This window comes from Ramlibacter paludis (assembly GCF_022012305.1).
Classification (GTDB): domain Bacteria; phylum Pseudomonadota; class Gammaproteobacteria; order Burkholderiales; family Burkholderiaceae_C; genus Ramlibacter; species Ramlibacter paludis.
Window position 1 is genome coordinate 58,764 of sequence record NZ_JAKLTM010000008.1, and the last position, 16,055, is coordinate 74,818.

The 16,055-nt window shown below is 70.6% G+C and carries 19 protein-coding genes; 7 read left to right on the forward strand and 12 right to left on the reverse strand.

The window, feature by feature from the left end; all coding sequences use genetic code 11:
• Genes LZ009_RS22015 through LZ009_RS22025 form a run of 3 tightly spaced genes read left to right on the forward strand, consistent with a single transcriptional unit; the run spans position 1 to position 3,266 of the window.
• Positions 1-906: a DUF2950 domain-containing protein gene (locus LZ009_RS22015; protein WP_275700136.1), complete on the forward strand. Its 906-nt coding sequence runs from the start codon at positions 1-3 to the stop codon at positions 904-906.
• Positions 885-1,913: an amino acid ABC transporter substrate-binding protein gene (locus LZ009_RS22020; RefSeq protein WP_275700137.1), complete on the forward strand. Its 1,029-nt coding sequence runs from the start codon at positions 885-887 to the stop codon at positions 1,911-1,913. The genes LZ009_RS22015 and LZ009_RS22020 overlap by 22 nt, the downstream gene beginning before the upstream one ends.
• 9 nt (positions 1,914-1,922) lie before the next feature.
• Positions 1,923-3,266, forward strand: a complete 1,344-nt coding sequence (locus LZ009_RS22025) for an ArsB/NhaD family transporter (RefSeq protein ID WP_275700138.1) — start codon at positions 1,923-1,925, stop codon at positions 3,264-3,266.
• On the opposite strand, the gene ydiK is transcribed toward LZ009_RS22025, so the two are convergent.
• Together ydiK and LZ009_RS22035 are read right to left on the reverse strand one after the other, a co-directional pair.
• Complete coding sequence (gene ydiK / locus LZ009_RS22030) at positions 3,192-4,397, reverse strand: AI-2E family transporter YdiK (RefSeq protein ID WP_275700139.1); 1,206 nt, start codon at positions 4,395-4,397, stop codon at positions 3,192-3,194. The genes LZ009_RS22025 and ydiK overlap by 75 nt on opposite strands.
• Complete coding sequence (locus LZ009_RS22035; RefSeq protein WP_275700140.1) at positions 4,394-5,140, reverse strand: carbonic anhydrase; 747 nt, start codon at positions 5,138-5,140, stop codon at positions 4,394-4,396. The genes ydiK and LZ009_RS22035 overlap by 4 nt, the downstream gene beginning before the upstream one ends.
• Positions 5,141-5,338: 198 nt before the next feature.
• Between LZ009_RS22035 and LZ009_RS22040 the strand changes: the two genes are divergently transcribed.
• From LZ009_RS22040 to LZ009_RS22050, 3 genes are all read left to right on the forward strand, one after another.
• The gene (locus tag LZ009_RS22040) at positions 5,339-5,704 is read left to right on the forward strand and encodes a response regulator (protein WP_275700141.1); all 366 of its coding nucleotides are present in this window, start codon (positions 5,339-5,341) and stop codon (positions 5,702-5,704) included.
• A gap of 509 nt (positions 5,705-6,213) precedes the next feature.
• The gene (locus LZ009_RS22045; protein ID WP_275700142.1) at positions 6,214-6,381 is read left to right on the forward strand and encodes a hypothetical protein; all 168 of its coding nucleotides are present in this window, start codon (positions 6,214-6,216) and stop codon (positions 6,379-6,381) included.
• A gap of 12 nt (positions 6,382-6,393) precedes the next feature.
• Entirely contained in the window at positions 6,394-6,591 is a 198-nt protein-coding gene (locus tag LZ009_RS22050; protein WP_275700143.1) for a hypothetical protein, read from the forward strand.
• On the opposite strand, the gene gspE is transcribed toward LZ009_RS22050, so the two are convergent.
• From gspE to gspG, 10 genes are read right to left on the reverse strand one after another with little or no spacing between them, the layout of a single operon-like run.
• Positions 6,588-7,991, reverse strand: a complete 1,404-nt coding sequence (gspE, locus tag LZ009_RS22055) for a type II secretion system ATPase GspE (protein ID WP_275700144.1) — start codon at positions 7,989-7,991, stop codon at positions 6,588-6,590. The genes LZ009_RS22050 and gspE overlap by 4 nt on opposite strands.
• Before the next feature lie 4 nt (positions 7,992-7,995).
• Complete coding sequence (gene gspD / locus LZ009_RS22060; RefSeq protein WP_430300410.1) at positions 7,996-10,152, reverse strand: type II secretion system secretin GspD; 2,157 nt, start codon at positions 10,150-10,152, stop codon at positions 7,996-7,998.
• Positions 10,153-10,159: 7 nt separating this feature from the next.
• Positions 10,160-10,921 (reverse strand): type II secretion system protein N, encoded by a 762-nt coding sequence (gene gspN, locus LZ009_RS22065; protein WP_275700145.1) that lies wholly within the window; start codon positions 10,919-10,921, stop codon positions 10,160-10,162.
• Positions 10,922-10,956: 35 nt separating this feature from the next.
• A complete protein-coding gene (locus tag LZ009_RS22070; protein WP_275700146.1) occupies positions 10,957-11,448 on the reverse strand; it encodes a type II secretion system protein M in 492 nt (163 codons plus the stop codon).
• Entirely contained in the window at positions 11,445-12,653 is a 1,209-nt protein-coding gene (gene gspL / locus LZ009_RS22075) for a type II secretion system protein GspL (protein ID WP_275700147.1), read from the reverse strand. The genes LZ009_RS22070 and gspL overlap by 4 nt, the downstream gene beginning before the upstream one ends.
• A gap of 32 nt (positions 12,654-12,685) precedes the next feature.
• The gene (gspK, locus tag LZ009_RS22080; RefSeq protein WP_275700148.1) at positions 12,686-13,657 is read right to left on the reverse strand and encodes a type II secretion system minor pseudopilin GspK; all 972 of its coding nucleotides are present in this window, start codon (positions 13,655-13,657) and stop codon (positions 12,686-12,688) included.
• Positions 13,654-14,313 carry a PulJ/GspJ family protein gene (locus LZ009_RS22085; protein WP_275700149.1) on the reverse strand — a complete coding sequence of 220 codons (660 nt, stop codon included), beginning with the start codon at positions 14,311-14,313 and terminating at the stop codon, positions 13,654-13,656. Before LZ009_RS22085 ends, gspK begins: the two co-directional genes overlap by 4 nt.
• Positions 14,313-14,669, reverse strand: a complete 357-nt coding sequence (gene gspI, locus LZ009_RS22090) for a type II secretion system minor pseudopilin GspI (RefSeq protein WP_275700150.1) — start codon at positions 14,667-14,669, stop codon at positions 14,313-14,315. Before gspI ends, LZ009_RS22085 begins: the two co-directional genes overlap by 1 nt.
• Positions 14,666-15,142, reverse strand: a complete 477-nt coding sequence (locus tag LZ009_RS22095; RefSeq protein ID WP_275700151.1) for a prepilin-type N-terminal cleavage/methylation domain-containing protein — start codon at positions 15,140-15,142, stop codon at positions 14,666-14,668. Before LZ009_RS22095 ends, gspI begins: the two co-directional genes overlap by 4 nt.
• A complete protein-coding gene (gene gspG / locus LZ009_RS22100) occupies positions 15,108-15,569 on the reverse strand; it encodes a type II secretion system major pseudopilin GspG (protein ID WP_275700152.1) in 462 nt (153 codons plus the stop codon). The genes LZ009_RS22095 and gspG overlap by 35 nt, the downstream gene beginning before the upstream one ends.
• Before the next feature lie 21 nt (positions 15,570-15,590).
• On the opposite strand from gspG, the gene LZ009_RS22105 reads away from it, so the two are divergent.
• Positions 15,591-16,049 carry a type II secretion system protein N gene (locus LZ009_RS22105; RefSeq protein WP_275700153.1) on the forward strand — a complete coding sequence of 153 codons (459 nt, stop codon included), beginning with the start codon at positions 15,591-15,593 and terminating at the stop codon, positions 16,047-16,049.
• Positions 16,050-16,055: the final 6 nt, after the last annotated feature.

The following is a 16,055-nucleotide window of genomic DNA, read 5'->3' on the forward strand; positions in this document are numbered from 1 at the left end:
ATGAAGAACGCGAACCTTTCCATCCTCAAGCGCATCCTGATTGGCTGCGCACTGTGCGCGGCAGCCTGGCAGGCCCAGGCGCAGGCGCAACGCACTTTCCCATCGCCCGAGGACGCGGCCAAGGCGCTGGTCGCCGCGGCCGCGGCTGACGACGAAGCGGCCATGGCGCAGATCTTCGGGCCCCAGTACCGCACGGTCGTCGCCACCGACGACAAGGCGCAGGGCCGGGAAAACCGTGCCAAGTTCGCCAGCGCGGCCAAGGAATACCAGTTGCTGCGCAAGGAAAAAGACGGGCGCGTGACGCTGGTGGTCGGCACGCAGGCCTGGCCCTTGCCGGTGCCGCTGGTGCAAAGCGGCGGCGCATGGCGTTTCGACACCGCTGCGGGCGTCGAGGAATTGCAGGCGCGCCGCATCGGCGAGAACGAGCTCGGCGCCATCGAGGTGCTGCAGTTTTACGTCGGCGCGCAGCGCCAGTACGCCACGGTGCCGCGCGACGGTTCCAACGTGCGCGCCTTCGCGCAGCGCCTGACCAGCACGGCCGGCAAGAAGGACGGGCTGTACTGGGAGTCGGCGGCCGGCGAAGAGCAGAGCCCGATCGGACCGCTGGTGGGTGACGGCGACCACGTGGCCGGCGAGCCCTATCACGGCTACCACTACCGCATCCTCAAGGCGCAGGGCCCGGCCGCACCGGGCGGCCGCTACAGCTACGTGATCAACGGCCGCATGGTCGCCGGCTACGCGTTGATGGCCTGGCCGGCGCGGTATGGCAACACGGGGGTCAAGACCTTCATCGTCAACCACTATGGCCAGGTGTACGAGAAGGACCTCGGGCCGAACACCGCGCAACTGGCGGCCGGCATCAAGGAGTACAACCCGGACAAGACGTGGTCGCCCGTGGGCGACTGAGCGGCCGCCTCGCCTGCGCGCTGCTGCTCTGCCTGCTGGCCGCGGGGTCCGCATTCGCGGGCGAACGGCTGCAGGCCATCCAGGCCCGCGGCGTCCTGCGCTGCGGCGTGAGCGAAGGCATCGCCGGATTTTCCGCGCGTGACGCCGCCGGCCGCTGGAGCGGACTCGATGCCGACTTCTGCCGCGCCGTCGCGGCCGCCGCTCTGGGCAGCGCCGACAAGGTGCAGTTCCTGCCGCTGTCGGCCGCCAGCCGCTTCCCCGCCCTCCAGAGTGGCGCCATCGACCTGCTGGTGCGCCAGGCCACCTGGACGCTGGGCCGCGAGATCGGCCTGGGCGCGCGCTTCGCGGGCATCCTGCTGTACGACGGCCAGGGCTTCATGGTGCCCGCCGCGGGCGGCGCGAAGACGCTCGCTGCGCTTGCGGGCGCCACGATCTGCGTCGAGAAAGGCACCACGCACGCCGACAACCTCGCCGACCACTTCGCAACGCGCGGCTGGAAGGTGCAGCCGCTGGTGCTGGACTCACCCGCGGCGCTGGCCGCCGCCTTCTTCGCCGGCCGCTGCCAGGCCTGCAGTTCCGACGCGTCCCAGCTTGCCGCCCTGCGCGTCGCGGCGCCCGGAGGCGCAGCGGGCTATGTCATCCTCGACGAGCGCATTTCGAAGGAGCCGCTCGGGCCGGTCGTGGCGACGGGCGACGAGGCCTGGGTGACGCTGGTGCGCTGGGTGCTGTTCGTGCTGGTCGCGGCAGAGGAGCAGGGCGTGACGCAGGCGAATGCCGCAACGCGCTGGGGCGAACCGGCGCTGAAGCGCTCGCTGGGCGGCGCCGACGAATTCAGCAAGGCGCTGGGCGTCGCGCCGGGCTGGGCCTTGCGCGCGCTGCAGGCTGTCGGCAACTACGGCGAACTGTTCGAGCGCAACGTGGGCGCGGCCGGTCCCCTGAAGCTGGAGCGCGGGCTGAACCGGCCGTGGAACCAGGGCGGCCTGCTCTATGCGCCGCCACTGCGCTGAGGACGCGCCGTGAGCCAGCTGCAGATCACCATCACCCTGGTCGTGTTTGTGGTGGTGATCCTGGCCATCGCGTTCGACGTGGTCGACATGGCGCTGGCGTCCCTGCTCGGGGTGAGCGTCCTGGTCGCGTGCGGCATCCTCGGGGAGACCGAGATCATCGCGGCGACGCGCACCGCCGGCGGGCCGTTATTGCTGCTGTTCGGTGGCATGGTGGTCGCCCGCATCCTGTCGACCACCGGCGTCTTCGAGCGCGTCGGCAACCTCTACCTGCGGGCGACGCGCGGCAGCGGCCGGCGCTTCCTCCTGCTGCTGTTCCTGCTGGTCGCGCCGCTGTGCGCGCTGCTGCCCAATGCCACCACCGTGGTGCTGCTGGCGCCGATCGTGATCCGCGTGGCGCAGGCGCTGGAGATCGACATCGCGCCCGCGATGATCCTCACCGCCATCATCAGCAACTCCGCCGGCCTGCTCACGCTGGTCGGCGATCCGGCGACCTTCCTGGTCGGCAGCGCCATCGGCATGAGCTTCGGCGAGTACCTGCGCAAGGTGAGCCTGGGCGGCGTGGCGGCGGTGCTGGTGCCGTTGCTGCTGGCGCCGCTGCTGATGCGCGGAATCTGGCGCCTGCGCCGGCCGCTGCCGCAACCGCAGCCGGAGCCGCCGATCGAGCATCCGTGGTTTGCCGCCGGGGCGCTGCTGACGCTGGCCGCGATGGTGGTGCTGTTCGTGGTGGGCGAGGAGCTGCCCACCAAGATCGTGCCGCCGGCCGTGGCCGTCATCGGCGCTTCGCTGGCGCTGCTGACCGCCTACGCGGCGAAGATCGAACCGGTCGACCGCATCCTGCACGACATCGACTGGAAGACCCTGCTGTTCCTGGCCGGCATCTTCTGCCTGGTCGAGGCCTTCACCAAGACCGGCCTGCTGCAGCTCATGGCGCTGAAGCTGCACGGCTGGTTCGGCACCGAGCTGATGCTGGTGGCGATGGCCTTGATCGCCGGCGTGGGCGTGCTGTCCTCGCTGCTGGCCAACGTGCCGGTGGTGGCGGGCTCGCTGGTGATGATCAAGGGCTACCTGGTGGCCGCCAGCGTGGTGCCCGAGATGGCGCTGGCGCCCGGCTACTCGGACTGGCCGGCGCAGACCCTGCCCGTGTTCATCGCGATGATGTTCGGGGCCACGCTGGGCGGCAATGCCACGCTGATCGGCGCCTCGGCCAACGTGGTGGCCGCCGGCGCCTGCGCGAACCACGGCCGGCGCATCAGCTTTGCCGGCTTCCTGCGCTACGGCCTACCGATCATGGTGTGCCAGCTCGCCGTGGGCGCGCTGTACGTCCAGGGCCTGGCTCGCTTCACCGCGCGCTAGCGCGGCCTCGCCGCCCAGCGGCAGCATCTGCGGCGGTGGCGGACCGTCGGCGATCCAGGCGGACAGCTCGGTATAGGCGATGGCCAGCACGACCGGGCCCACGAACAGGCCGACCACGCCGAAGGCGATCAGCCCGCCGATCACGCCGGCAAAGATCAGGATCAGCGGGAGGTCGGCGCCACGCTTGATCAGCAGGGGACGCAGGATGTTGTCCAGGACGGAGACGAGGATCGCCCAGGGCAGGAAGATGGTGGCCGTGAGCGTGTTGCCGCTCCAGTACAGCCAGCCCACCGCGAGCACCATCACCGGCGTGGCGCCCACTTGCGCGACGCCCAGCATGAACATCAAGGCGGTGAGGAAACCGGCAAACGGGACGCCCGCGACGACCAGCCCGATGCCGCCGAGCAGTGACTGCACGACGGCCGTGACGATCACGCCCAGCGCCACCGCGCGGATCGCCTGCCCGCCCAGCGTCACCGATTGCTCCCCGCGCGCGCCTGCCAATCGGTAGGCGAACGCGCGCAAGCCGCCAGCGGCCGCTTCGCCGCTGGAATAGAGCAGCGTCGCGATGATGGCGGTGAGCAGCAGGTGGATGAGGAAGGCGGCCAGTCCGCCCGCGGTGTCCAGCAGCCAGGAGGCCGCGCGCTTGGCGTAGGGCGCGGCTTGCTCGACGAGCTGGTCGGCGGGCAGGTCCGCGACCGCCTGCCACTTGCCGGCGACGCGGGCGCCGACCACCGGCAGCTGCCCGACCCACGCCGGCGGCGGCGGCAGTCCAGCCTGCGCCACCGACTTGGCGCGCGCGGCGACGTCGTCGCTGTGGCTGGTCAGCGTCACCACGGCAAAGCCCAGCGGCAGGATCACCACCAGCAGCATCACGGTGGTCATCACCGTGACGGCCAGGCTGCGCTTGCCGCCCAGGCGTTGCTGGAGCCGCAACATCAACGGCCAGGTCGACACCACGATCAGCGTCGCCCAGATCAGTGCCGACAGGAAGGGCCGCAGGATCCAGAGGCTGGTGGCCAGCAACAGGACGATGAAGAGGATGGCCAGCAGGAAGCGGGGCAACTCGCGGAATGCGGGGGCGGTCGCGGCGGCCGTGGCGGCGGGTGGGGTGGTCGTGGTGGGAGTCATCGCGTTGCCTCGATCGAGCGGCCGTTGAGGGGCTGCGTGGGCCGGGCGTTCATCGGATAGCGTTTGCCGAAGGCTGCGAGCTGCGCGGGCGCGATCTTCACCGGTGTCTTCAGCACGAACCAGCGCACCTCCTCGCTGCACGGTGGCGTGGTGAGCGACCCCTGGAAGGTGTAGTAGCCCTTGTCGGCCGGCAGCAGGCTGCTGGCGTCGATGCTGGTGTCGACGGAGTTTTCCTGCTCCTTCTTCTTCGGCAGGTTTTTCCAGATGGTTGCGATCGCGGGATTGGTTGCCCCCTGGTCGAGCAGCACGGCCACCACCGCCAGCTTGCCGTCGGCGCCCTTGTGCACCAGGTGCGCCACCATGTCGTGGGCCTTGCCGGCGATCTTCTCTTCGCTCGGCTTGTGGAAGTGGAACTGCTGCAGCTCATAGCGCGTGTCGCCCACTTCGATGCTGCTGCCGGGGGCGTAGTTGACCTGGATCGTGTGGCCGTTGTCGACGACCTTCAGCGGCGCAGGCTTGTAGTCGAACCGGATGCCCGGCAGGTCGGCCGCCTGGGCGCCGGTGATGTCGATGGGCGCCTGCACCTTGCCGAGCTTGCAGGTGGCGTACTCCCGCGCCAGGTCCGCCCAGTGGCCGGGCGCGCCGTGGCCGACGTACGACCAGTGGCCGCCGGCCTGTGCGGCCGCAAGCCAGCAGGCGCCGGCTGGGATCAGCAGCGCACGAACCGTCGGGATGAATGGCATGGAGGCCTCCTGTCCGCATTCGACAGCCCCTGCCAGGGGGCGCCAATGGGACCTTGGTCCATGCGAACCGGGCCACCGAACTGTAGGACGTGGCCTACGCGCATCGCAGACGTATCTGACAGGTAAATCAGGCCGATTAACATTCAATGTGTGCTGGTGGCCGTTTCGCGGCCCTCGTGCCATGGAGACAGGTTGCCAGTGAGCGTTTTCGTCGTCGAGGATTCCAAGAACATGCAGTCGGCCCTGGTCGACCTGCTCGATGTGCTCGGAGGCTTTGAAGTGCTGGCGGCCGTCGGCACGGAAACCGAAGCCACCGACTGGCTCTATCGCAATCGCGGCAAGTGGCAACTCGCCACGCTGGACCTCCTGATCGACGAGGGCACCGGCTTCAACCTCATCCGGCGCTGCAAGGAGTCTCCCGACGCGGGCCGCGTGGTGGTGTTGAGCGACTACGTCACGCCGGTCGTGCGCAACAAGTGCCTCGAGATGGGTGCGGACGCCGTCTTCACGAAATCGGAGATCAAGGAGTTCTCCGAGTACGTGCTGACGCTGAAGATGCAGTGAAGCCGCATTGCGGCGCTGCAGCAAGCTCCGCGCCTTAAGCGGCTTCCCTAGGGGCCGCGCCGCTCATCTGGAGGGCGGCCCCGGCCATCCCTTCGCCTCACAGCGCATTGGCAAGTTCACCTACAACCGCGTCAACGGCGGTTGCCTAACTTATTGGTGAACACGTCGTTGGGAGAAAAAAAGTGAATCGGTGGTGGACCCATGAGGACGCCTTCATCGGATGCAACGAAGGGCGCACTTCGGAGTTGTCGCGCCGCGTGACGAGCATGCTGCTCTTCTCGCGCGAAGGCCGGCCCGGCATGTGGTTGATGCTGGTCGGCGCCTTGTGGGCCGTGGTTGCCGCCACGGCCTTCGGCACACCGGGCTGACGGGACAGAGAATAAATCGGGGTTGAATGCAGGCTGCCGCACCGACTGGTGCGGCTTTTTTTTGCCTACGCGCGCTGCCGCCGCGCACCGACACCCGCTCCCCGGCCACCGGTGGACCATGGTCGCAAAGGAGCCCAAACCATGCCCGACGATCCCACCCCGCACGGCCGCGAAGTCATGCACCAGCCGCCCGAGCGCGCGAAGATTCCCGAGCGCGAGCCCGAGCAGCCGCGCGCGGACGACAAGAAGCAGGAAGACCAGTCGCGCCAGGGCGGCGGCCACACCGATTTCGTGCAGACGCCGGACTGAAGGACGCAAGCCATGGTGATGTTCAAGGCGAAATTCGAGCCGCAGGCCGGCGACAAGCCGAGGGCCAGCGACAAGCCGCGTGAAGGCGAAAAGCGGCGCGCGCAACAGCAACAGCAGCCCCAGCCCAAGGTGCCGCCCATCGAGGAAGAGCGCGGCCCGCAGAACCCGGTGAAGCTGCCGGGGCAGCCGCACGAGCCCGAACGGGCCTAGTCGCGCGTCACGCGCAACACCTCTTCGCGCGAAGTCACCCCTTCGCGCACCAGCCGCTCGCCGTCATCCCGCATCAGGCGCATGCCGCTCGCCAGGGCGGTGGAGCGGAGTTCAGCCTCCGAGGCGCGGTTGTGCACCAGCGCGCGCATCTTCTCGTCGACTTCCATCAGCTCGAAGATCCCGGTGCGCCCGTGGTAGCCGGTGTAGCCGCAGTGCGCGCAGCCGCGCGCCACGCCTTCGACTTCCACGTTGCAGTACTCGCACAGCTTGCGCACCAGGCGCTGCGCCAGCACGCCGAGCAGCGAGGAACTGAGCAGGAAGGGCTCCACGCCCATGTCGATCAGCCGGTTGACCGCGCTCGCCGCGTCGTTGGTGTGCAGGGTCGCCAGCACCAGGTGGCCGGTGAGGGATGCCTGGATCGCGATCTGCGCCGTCTCGTAGTCGCGGATCTCGCCGATCATGATCACGTCGGGGTCCTGGCGCAGGATGGCGCGCAAGGCCTTGGCGAAATCGAGGTCGATCTTGGGGTTGACCTGCGTCTGCCCGATGCCGGGCAGCTCGTACTCGATCGGGTCCTCCACCGTCATGATGTTGCTGGTGCTCGCGTCCAGGCGCGAGAGCGCCGCATACAGCGTCGTCGTCTTGCCCGAACCGGTGGGGCCGGTGACCAGGATGATGCCGTGCGGCTGGCCGATCAACCCCGCCAGGCGCTCCAGCGTGTCGCCGGTCATGCCGACCGACTCCAGGCTGATGCGGCTTTCGCTCTTGTCCAGCAGGCGCAGCACGGCGCGCTCGCCGTGCGCGCTCGGCAGCGTGGAGACGCGGACGTCCACCGCGCGGGTGCCGATGCGCAGCGAAATGCGGCCGTCCTGCGGCAGGCGCTTCTCGGAGATGTCCAGCTCCGCCATGATCTTCAGGCGCGAGATCAGCGCGGCGTGCAGCGCGCGATTGGGCTGCACCACTTCGCGCAGCGTGCCGTCGACGCGGAAGCGCACGCTCGAATGCCGCTCGTAGGGTTCGATGTGGATGTCGCTGGCGCCATCGCGCGCGGCCTGCGTCAGCAGCGCGTTGAGCATGCGGATGATGGGCGCGTCGTCGCTGGCCTCCAGCAGGTCTTCCACCGCCGGCAGCTCCTGCATGATGCGCGAGAGGTCGGCGTCGTTCTGCACTTCGCTCACCACCGTGGCGGCGCTCGATTCGCCTTGCGCATAGGCCGCGCTGATGCGCTGCGCCAGCGCCGCCGCATCGAGCTGCTGCAGGTTGCGCACCGAATACTTGCGCAGCACCTCGCTCCAGGCCGGCGCCGGCGAGCCGGCGTGCCACAGCACGAGTTGCTCGCCGTCGTCCTCCAGCAGCAGCTGCTGGCTGCGCGCGAAGCCGTAGGGCAGCGGGTAGCGCATGGCGTCAGCGCACGCTCGGTGCGGTGGTGGCGGGCGCGGGCGGGTTGAACGGCGAGTTGACGTCCTTCACCGGCGGCCGCGGCGGGATCCCGGGCGCGACCGGGGCGCCATCCACGCCGTTCAGCACCGCGCTGGGCGCCGGCTGCAGGTTCTGCTGCTTGGTGCGCATCAGGTCGTACCGGTCCAGCGACAGCGTGTCGCCCTGCGCGGCATCGCGCAGCACCACCGGCCGCAGGAAGACCATCAGGTTGCTCTTGCTGCGCTGGCGGCTGTCGGAGCGGAACAGCGCTCCCACGCCGGGGACGTCGCCCAGGCCCGGCACCTTGTCCTGCTGCCCGGAGTAGGCGTCCTTCAGCAGGCCGCCGATCACGACGATCTGGCCGTCGTCCACCTGCACGTTGGTCTCGATGGTCTGCTTGGTCGTGGTCGGGCCGTTGGCCGCGTTCTGGGTGCTCGCCTTCACCGCCGAGTTTTCCTGGTAGATCGTCAGCCGCACCGTGCCGTTCTCGTTGATCTGCGGCTTGACGCGCAGCGTGAGGCCCACGTCCTTGCGTTCGATGGTCTGGAACGGGTTGACGGAGCCGCTCGAAGCGCCGGTGTTGGTGAACTGGCCGGTGAGGAAGGGCACGTTCTCGCCGATGACGATCTTCGCTTCCTCGTTGTCCAGCGTGAGCAGGTTGGGCGTCGACAGCACGTTGCCGTCGCCGGTGCTTTCGAAGAAGTTGGCGATGGCGCTCAGGATGTAGCGGCCGCCGAAGTTGCGGACGGCGCCCACGTTGAAGCCGGTGTTCGGCGGGGAGATGTTGCCGCTGCCGATGCCGGTCTGGGTGGCGAGGCTGATGATGTTGGTGGCGGCGCCCAGCGTGCTGAAGTTGCTGCCCACGAAGCCGATCACGCTGCTGGTGGCGCTGCCGATCACGTTCTGCCACTGGATGCCGAATTCGGCAACCTTGTCGGAGTTGACCTCGACGATCAGGCCTTCGACCAGCACCTGGGCGCGGCGCCCATCGAGCTGGTCGATGACTGCGCGCAGCTGGCGGTATTGCGGCTCGGGCGCCGTGATGATCAGCGAGTTGGTGGCCGGATCGGCCTGGATCTGGCCGCCGGTCGAAGGCTGGGCCGACGGCGTGATCGGCGCATTGGCGGCGCTGGTGCCGGTGCCGCTGCCGGCGCCGCTCAGGCCACTGGTCACGACGGGCGCCGCGGACACGCCGCCGCCGCCGGCCGCGCCGGTGCCGGTGGGGCTCATGCTGGCGAGCGCCGCCCGCAGCACGACAGCGAGCTTGGTGGCGTCGGCGTTCTTCAGGTAGACGACGTAGATGTTGCCGGAGGCCGTGCCCGAGGCCGGCACGTCGAGGCGCGCGATGACGGAGCGCACCAGGTTCATCCGCGCCGGGTTGGCGGCGCGGATCACCAGCGAGTTGCTGCGTGTCTCGGCAATCACGGTGGTACGGAAGGCGGTGTCGGTCTGGCCTTGCCCCGCGGTAGGGGCGGCGCCGCCGACGCCGCCGCCGGTGGAGTCCACCAGCCGCTGCACCACCGGCGCGAGGTCCGAAGCCAGCGCATGCCGCAGCGGCACGATCTCGACGTCGGTCGCGTTCGAGACGTCGAGCGCCGCGATGATGCGCGCCAGCCGCTGCAGGTTGTCGGCGTAGTCGGTGATCACCAGCGAGTTGTTGCCGGGGTTCACGTTGATCGTGTTGTTCGGGCTGATCAGCGGCCGCAGGATGGGCACCAGGTTGCCGGCGGTTTCGTAGTTGAGCCGGAAGATCTGGGTGACGATCTGGCTGCCGCCCGGGCCGCCGCCGTCCACCGTGACCGCGCCGCCCTGCAGCTTGGCCTCGGCCTCGGGCACCACCTTGAGCAGGCCGCCCGACTCCACCACGGTGTAGCCCGAGAGGCGCAGCGTGGCGACGAACTGGTTGAAGGCCGCGGCCGGCGGCACGGGCCGGTCGGTGGCCAGCGTGATGGTGCCCTTCACGCGCGGGTCGACGACGATGTTGCGGCCCGTGATCGCGGCCAGCGCGCGCGCCACCGCCTCGATCTCGGCGTTGACGAAGTTGAGGGTGATGCCTTCGCTGGCGCGCTGCGCATGCAGCACGGGGGCCGCGCCCAGCAGGAAGACGGCGGCAAGCATGGCGGCGCAAAGACGGTACTTCATGGAATCCTTAGCCGATCGAGATGATCGACCGCGCGCCACTGCGCCGGCCGATGATGTTCAGGAGGTTGGCCAGCGCGGCTTCGCGCTCCGGCGCGGCCGTCGCTTCGCCGCGGAAGCGCAGGCGGGAGCCGACCCACTGGCCGCTGCCGGTGAGTTGCAGGCTGCCGTCCAGGGTTTCCAGCCGCAGCGTGGCTTGCGGCCCCCCTTGCAAGGTGATGCGGTAGCTGCCCATGGGCCTCAGGGTGGACAGGCGCGACGCGATGCGCAGCGCCAACAACTCGGCCCGCCCGCTGACGACCGGGCGGCCTTCGACCCATTCTACTGAAAGGCCCTGCGTGGAAAGGCGCAGTTCGCCGTCGAATTGCAGGGTGTTCCAGGGGGTGCCGAGGCCGGCGGCCACGCTGGCGGGCCATTGCGAAACGCTGTCCGCGACGTCGACGTCCACGCCGCCCCAGCGCGCGCGGGCCCGCACGCCCAGCGGGCTGGCCATGCAGCAGTCGGCGCGCAGGCGCGCCAGCACGCCGTCCCAGCGCGGCGCCAGCGTCCAGTGCACGCGCCCGGGCAGGGCCGCCGAATCCGTGCTGCCGGCGCCGCCGGTGAGCACCAGCTGCGCGGAGCCGTCCCAGACGGTGCCGCGCGCGTCATCGAGCAGCACCTGGCCGGCGCTGGCGCGGGCCACGGCCCCGGCCAGCCAGCGGGCCGGCGCGAACAGGACGAAGGCCAGGACCAGGCCGCAGATGCCGCCGGCCAGCGCCCAGGTCCAGGGCACTTCGCGGGGAAGCCGGGGGGCGCGCGCCAAGGCGACTAGCGCGGGGGCAGCGTCAGCACCAGGCTGCCGTCCCAGCCGCCGGACGCGTTGCGCGTGAGCCGCGCTTCGCCGGGCAGGGCGCGCGCATTGCTGCGCACCTGGGTGAGCCACTGGGCCAGCGCGGGCGCCGGGGTGTTGCTGAGGGTGACGGTGACGCGGTCGCCGGCGATGCTGTAGCGCGCGCTCGTGCCCAGCTGCTGCCGGATCGCGCCTTCCAGCTGGCGCATCGCCTCGTCGTAGCCCTGGCGCGGCTGGGCCTGCATGGCCTTGGCCTGCTGCTGCAGGCGCTGCATGTTCTGCAACTGCGTGTCGAGCGCGCGGTGCTGTTCGCCGGCCTGGCGCAGCGTGGCCAGCGCCGGCGCGAGCGCGATCCACCAGAGCAGCGCGACCAGCACCAGAGCCCCGGCGCCGGCCACCATGGCCTGCTCGCGCGGCGCCAGGGTGGCCCAGCGCGCCTTGAGTTGCTGCAACGCGGGCGCCTGGCTCATCGCACGTCCTCCGTGACCACGGTCAGCTTCTGGCTGTCGCCAGTGGCCACGTAGCCCAGGGGCTTGAGCCGCGTGGCGACGTCGCGCACTTCATCGCTGCCGAGGGCGAGGCCGGTGGCGCGCAGTTCGCCGGCGCTGTATTCCAGGCCGGACGGCGTGCGGCCGGCGGGCAGCGCCGCGGCCAGCGCGGCCAGCAGCGCATCGAGGTCGCGCGGCGAGGCGGTGCCGGTCTGCTGGCGCAAGGCCTGTACCTCGCGTTCCATCTGCAGGGGCGCGTCGACGACCACCTTCACCTGCGGAAAGGTGTCGGTCAGCGTGCGCTTCACGGCCGCGCGCTTGCCTTCCAGGCTGGCCCGCTCCTTCCACGCATAGGCATTGAGGCCGACCAGGTTGGCGGCCAGCAGCACCACGGCGGCCCAGCGGGCCGGCCGCCAGGAGGCGCCGCGCAGTACTTCGCCCCAGCCCGTGGCCAGCTTCTTGAGGGCGCGGGCCTGGGCGGAACTGGCGAAGTCGAACTGCGCCAGGTCCCAGCGGGTGCGCGCCGATTGCAGCCAGCGTTGCGGCGCCTGCTGCAGCGCCAGCTTGCGCGCCAGCATCTGTTCGGCCAGCGCCGCCACGGCCGGCTCGGCCAGGCGCGGTGCTTCTTCGGGCAAGGCGGGCAGCAAGGCCAGCGTGCCGTGGTCCAGGGGCAGGGCCAGCACGCCGGCTTCGCTGGTCGCCACCGCCAGCGGTTCCTCGGGCTCGCCGATCACGACCAGCGCCGCTTCGCCTTCCGGCGCGAATTCCGGAACGATGCGGGTCACCGGACGGTTCGCCGCCTCGAGCAGCTGCAGCGTGCTGCGCAGCCAGTTGCGGTCGCAGGTCGCCACCCATGCCGGCTCGCCCGCGCGCGCGCCCGGCTGCAGCGCCAGGTGCAAGGCATCCGGCTCGTCCAGCAGTTGTTCTTCCAGCAGGCCCTCGAGCGCGGCGCGCAGGCGCGGCGAGCCCGGTGCGATGCCCTTGGGCAGGTCGACGCGGTGCCAGGCCAGCGCCTGCACCGGCACCACGGCCACCACTTCGGCGCCGGCACCGCGCGGCAGCGGCAGCAGCGCCGCCGGCGACTTGCCGTGGTCGCCCAGCGTGCGGCCGTCCGGCGTCAGCGCATACGACCATTCCGAGGCGCTGGACGCGGGCGTGAGGGGCAGGAAGACGATCAGCGAGCTCATGGGGTGCGGCGGATTGTAGGTGCGGCGTGTGTCTAGCGGCGCTGGGAGAGCTGCGCGAGCGCCGCCGGATCGAGCACGCCGCGTTCGCGCTGGATCGCCTTGACCTCGCCGCCCGGCGAGCGCTGCACGATGGAACGCTCTTCCACCAGCACCTCGTTCAGCCGGATCCGGCCGCGCACCTCGAAGAAGTTGGTGGCGTAGCCGACGTTCTCCTTACCCGTGGTGGAGGCGGGTAGCTGCTCCAGTGCGTCCTCCACCTTCCGGAAAGGCTGGCTGGCGCGCACGGCCACCAGCCGCTGGGCATCGGCCAGGCTGATGCCGCGCAGCGCCGCGTAGATGACTTCGGGCGGCGCAGTGTTCAGGTTCACCGTGGTCGATGCGGGCAGCAGCGTCACGTAAGGCTTGAGCGCCGCGACGGTGGCCGGCGACAGGCCCAGCCACACCAGCTGCTCGACCCGCCCGGGCACCAGCGGCGCCTTGCTCGCATTGCGGTTGTCGACGCTGATGTCGGAGGCGAAGCGGAAGTTCTCGGCCAGCCGGCCCAGCTCGCTTTGCGGCAGGCCCAGCACCTCGAACAGGCGCTGGAAGCTTTGCAGGCCCTGCGGATCGATGCTGCTCGCCTTGAACAGGTTCTGCACGTTCAGCAGCGACTGCAGGTCGGTGATGTCGCCGGAGAGGAAGACCGCGTCGGCGCCTTCGGTGTCGGCGTTGTTGCTGGTGTCGGCCGCGAGGAAGGTGCTCAGGCGCGCCTCCTGCAAGGGCACTGCCCAGGGCTCGCCCAGGTGGTCGACGCCGCTGGAGCGCCGGTCCTCGCGCAGGATCAGCCGCGACCAGTCCAGCGCGCCGGTAAGGATCCAGGCCGATTGCACGCGGGTGCGCTCGGCGGCCTCGATCTCCACCGCGCGCCACTGCTGCCACAGTGCGGCGGCGGCGAAGGTGGCGACCAGCGACACGGTCAGCATCGCCGCCAGCAGCGCGGCGCCCCGGTGTGCGCGCCGCTTCACGACTTGCCCCCACCCAGCGTCGGCCGCACCCAGTCGCGCACCAGCTGGCCGCCGATGGCGCGGCCCGCCGGCAGCTGCAGCACGAGGCGCACGCCGTCGGGCAACGCATTGACGACCGCGGCGCCCGAGGCCGGCGTGGCGGACTGCGTGGCGGCGCTCGATTGCGGATTGGTCCAGGCGTCGCTGCGGTAGTAGAAGATCTGCCACTCCTCCAGCGGCACCACGGCCACTTCCTGGCGCCGCGAGGACTCGCTGGCGTTCTGCGACCACTGGTCGGCCAGCACCCAGGCGGTGTCGAGGTCGCCGCGGCTGGCCACCGGTGGGGATTGCCAGCGGCGCCATTCGCCGTCGCGGCGCGTCCAGGCGACCACCAGCGCGCCGTCGGTGCCGTTGCCGCTGGCCTGGCGCGTGAGGCGCAGCACGCGGCCGTTCCAGTCCAGCGCGGACGTGCCGGGGAATTCCTCGATCGCATCGAGGTCGGCCGCCCATTGCGCGAGCCCGGTCTGCAGGGACAGCACTTCGTCGGCACGGGCCTCGGTGATCGCACGTGCGCGCATCATCCCGTCAAGCCCGCGCCAGCTCAGCGCCGCCAGCAGTGCCAGCGCGAACAGCGCCACCAGCAGTTCGACCAGGGTGAAGCCGCGCGCTTGCCGCATCAGTAGCGTCCCAGCACGGTGGAGATCTTCAGCACCGGCGACGCGCCTTCGAACACCTGGGCATCGATGCGGCGGAAGCTCGGATTCGGCGTGGGCGACACCTTCACGTGCACGTTGAAGGGCTGGCCGGCCTGGGTGCAGGCGTTGTCGCTCTCGCCCACGCCCGGGAACTGCTTGCCCAGGCGCAGCTTCACCAGTTCGTTTTCCGCGCACATCTGCGCCAGCAGCACGCTGGACTGGCGCTGCGCGTTGTTGGTCAGGGCGGCCGTCGCCTGCAGGCCGGCCACCAGGGCGATCGAGACGATGCCCAGCGCCACCAGCACCTCGATCAGCGTGAAGCCGCGCATGCGCTTCATGGCGTGTCGGGCGTCACGGCAAACGGGCGCAGGCCGTCGGTCGCGACGCGCAGGCTGCGCTCCGGATGCTCGGCGCTGGTCAGCACCACGCCCTGCGGGCCGATGATGGGTTCCGGGCCCAGCAGCAGCGGACCGCCGGCGCGCACGCGGGTGTCGGCGGCCAGCCATTTTTCCGGGAGGCTGTCGGGCGGCAGGCCGTCGAAGCGATAGGCGTCGGGCGTCGGGACCCAGCGCACGGCCTGCCCCGTGAGGCGGGACTTGGCGCGGGCCGATTCCAGCAAGGCGGCCAGGCGCTGGGCGTCGCGCTCCAGCGGCGCGCCGGTGGCGTCGCGCAGGGCGAAGCTCACCCCCGCGGAGGCGACCGCCACGATGGCGATCACGACCAGCAGCTCGATCAGCGTGAAACCCGCGGCCTGCAGCAGCGCGCGGGCGCCGCGCCTACTGCCAGGAGCCGACGTCGGCGTTCTTGCCATCGCCGCCGGCCTGGCCGTCGGCGCCGAAGGACATCACGTCGATCTCGCCTTTGACGCCGGGGTTGAGGTACTGGTAGGGCCGGCCCCAGGGGTCGTTGGGCAGCTTCTCCAGGTAGGGCTTCCAGTTGGGCGGCACCGGTGAAGCGGTGGGCTTGGCGATCAGCGCCTGCAGGCCCTGCTCGCCGGTGGGGTAGCGCTGGTTGTCCAGCTTGTACAGCTTGAGCGCCTGCATCAGGTTGTTGACGTCGGTGCGCGCGGCCGTGACGCGCGCATCGTCGGCGCGGTCCAGGACGTTGGGCACGATCAGGGCGGCCAGCACCCCGATGATGACCAGCACCACCATCAGCTCGATCAGGGTGAAGCCGGACTGGGCCAGCTTGCGCGCGCGCTGGGCCAGGCGGCCCGGGGAGGTGGGTGTCGAATGCATCGCTTCAATGATAATCCCCGCATGTTGACCCGGAGCCCCGCCACTTGGACCGTGCGTGGCGCGACTTTCGCGCTATGGCTGCTGGCTGCCGCCAGTGCCGCCTTCTGGGCCTTGCAGCTCGGGTCGTCGCCGCGCCATGGCGCGCCGGTGGCTCAGCAGGCACGCGGGCCGGCGGCCGTCGATCCGGTCGCCATCACGCGCCTGCTCGGCGGCGGGGTTCCCGCGCCGGGCATGGCCGCCATGCCGCAGCCGACGCTGGCCAGCCGCTTCACCCTGGTGGGCGTCGCGGCGGAAGCCCGCTCGGGGGGCGGCGCCGCGCTGATTGCAGTGGACGGCAAGCCCGCGCGGCCCTTCCGCGTCGGCAACTACGTCGACCAGGGCATCCTGCTGCAGTCGGTGCAAGGGCGGCGGGCCGTGCTGGCCGCCTTGCCCGACGGCCCTCCGCTGCTGGTCCTGGAGTTGCCCGCGCCGCCGAAGTGAGGCTGC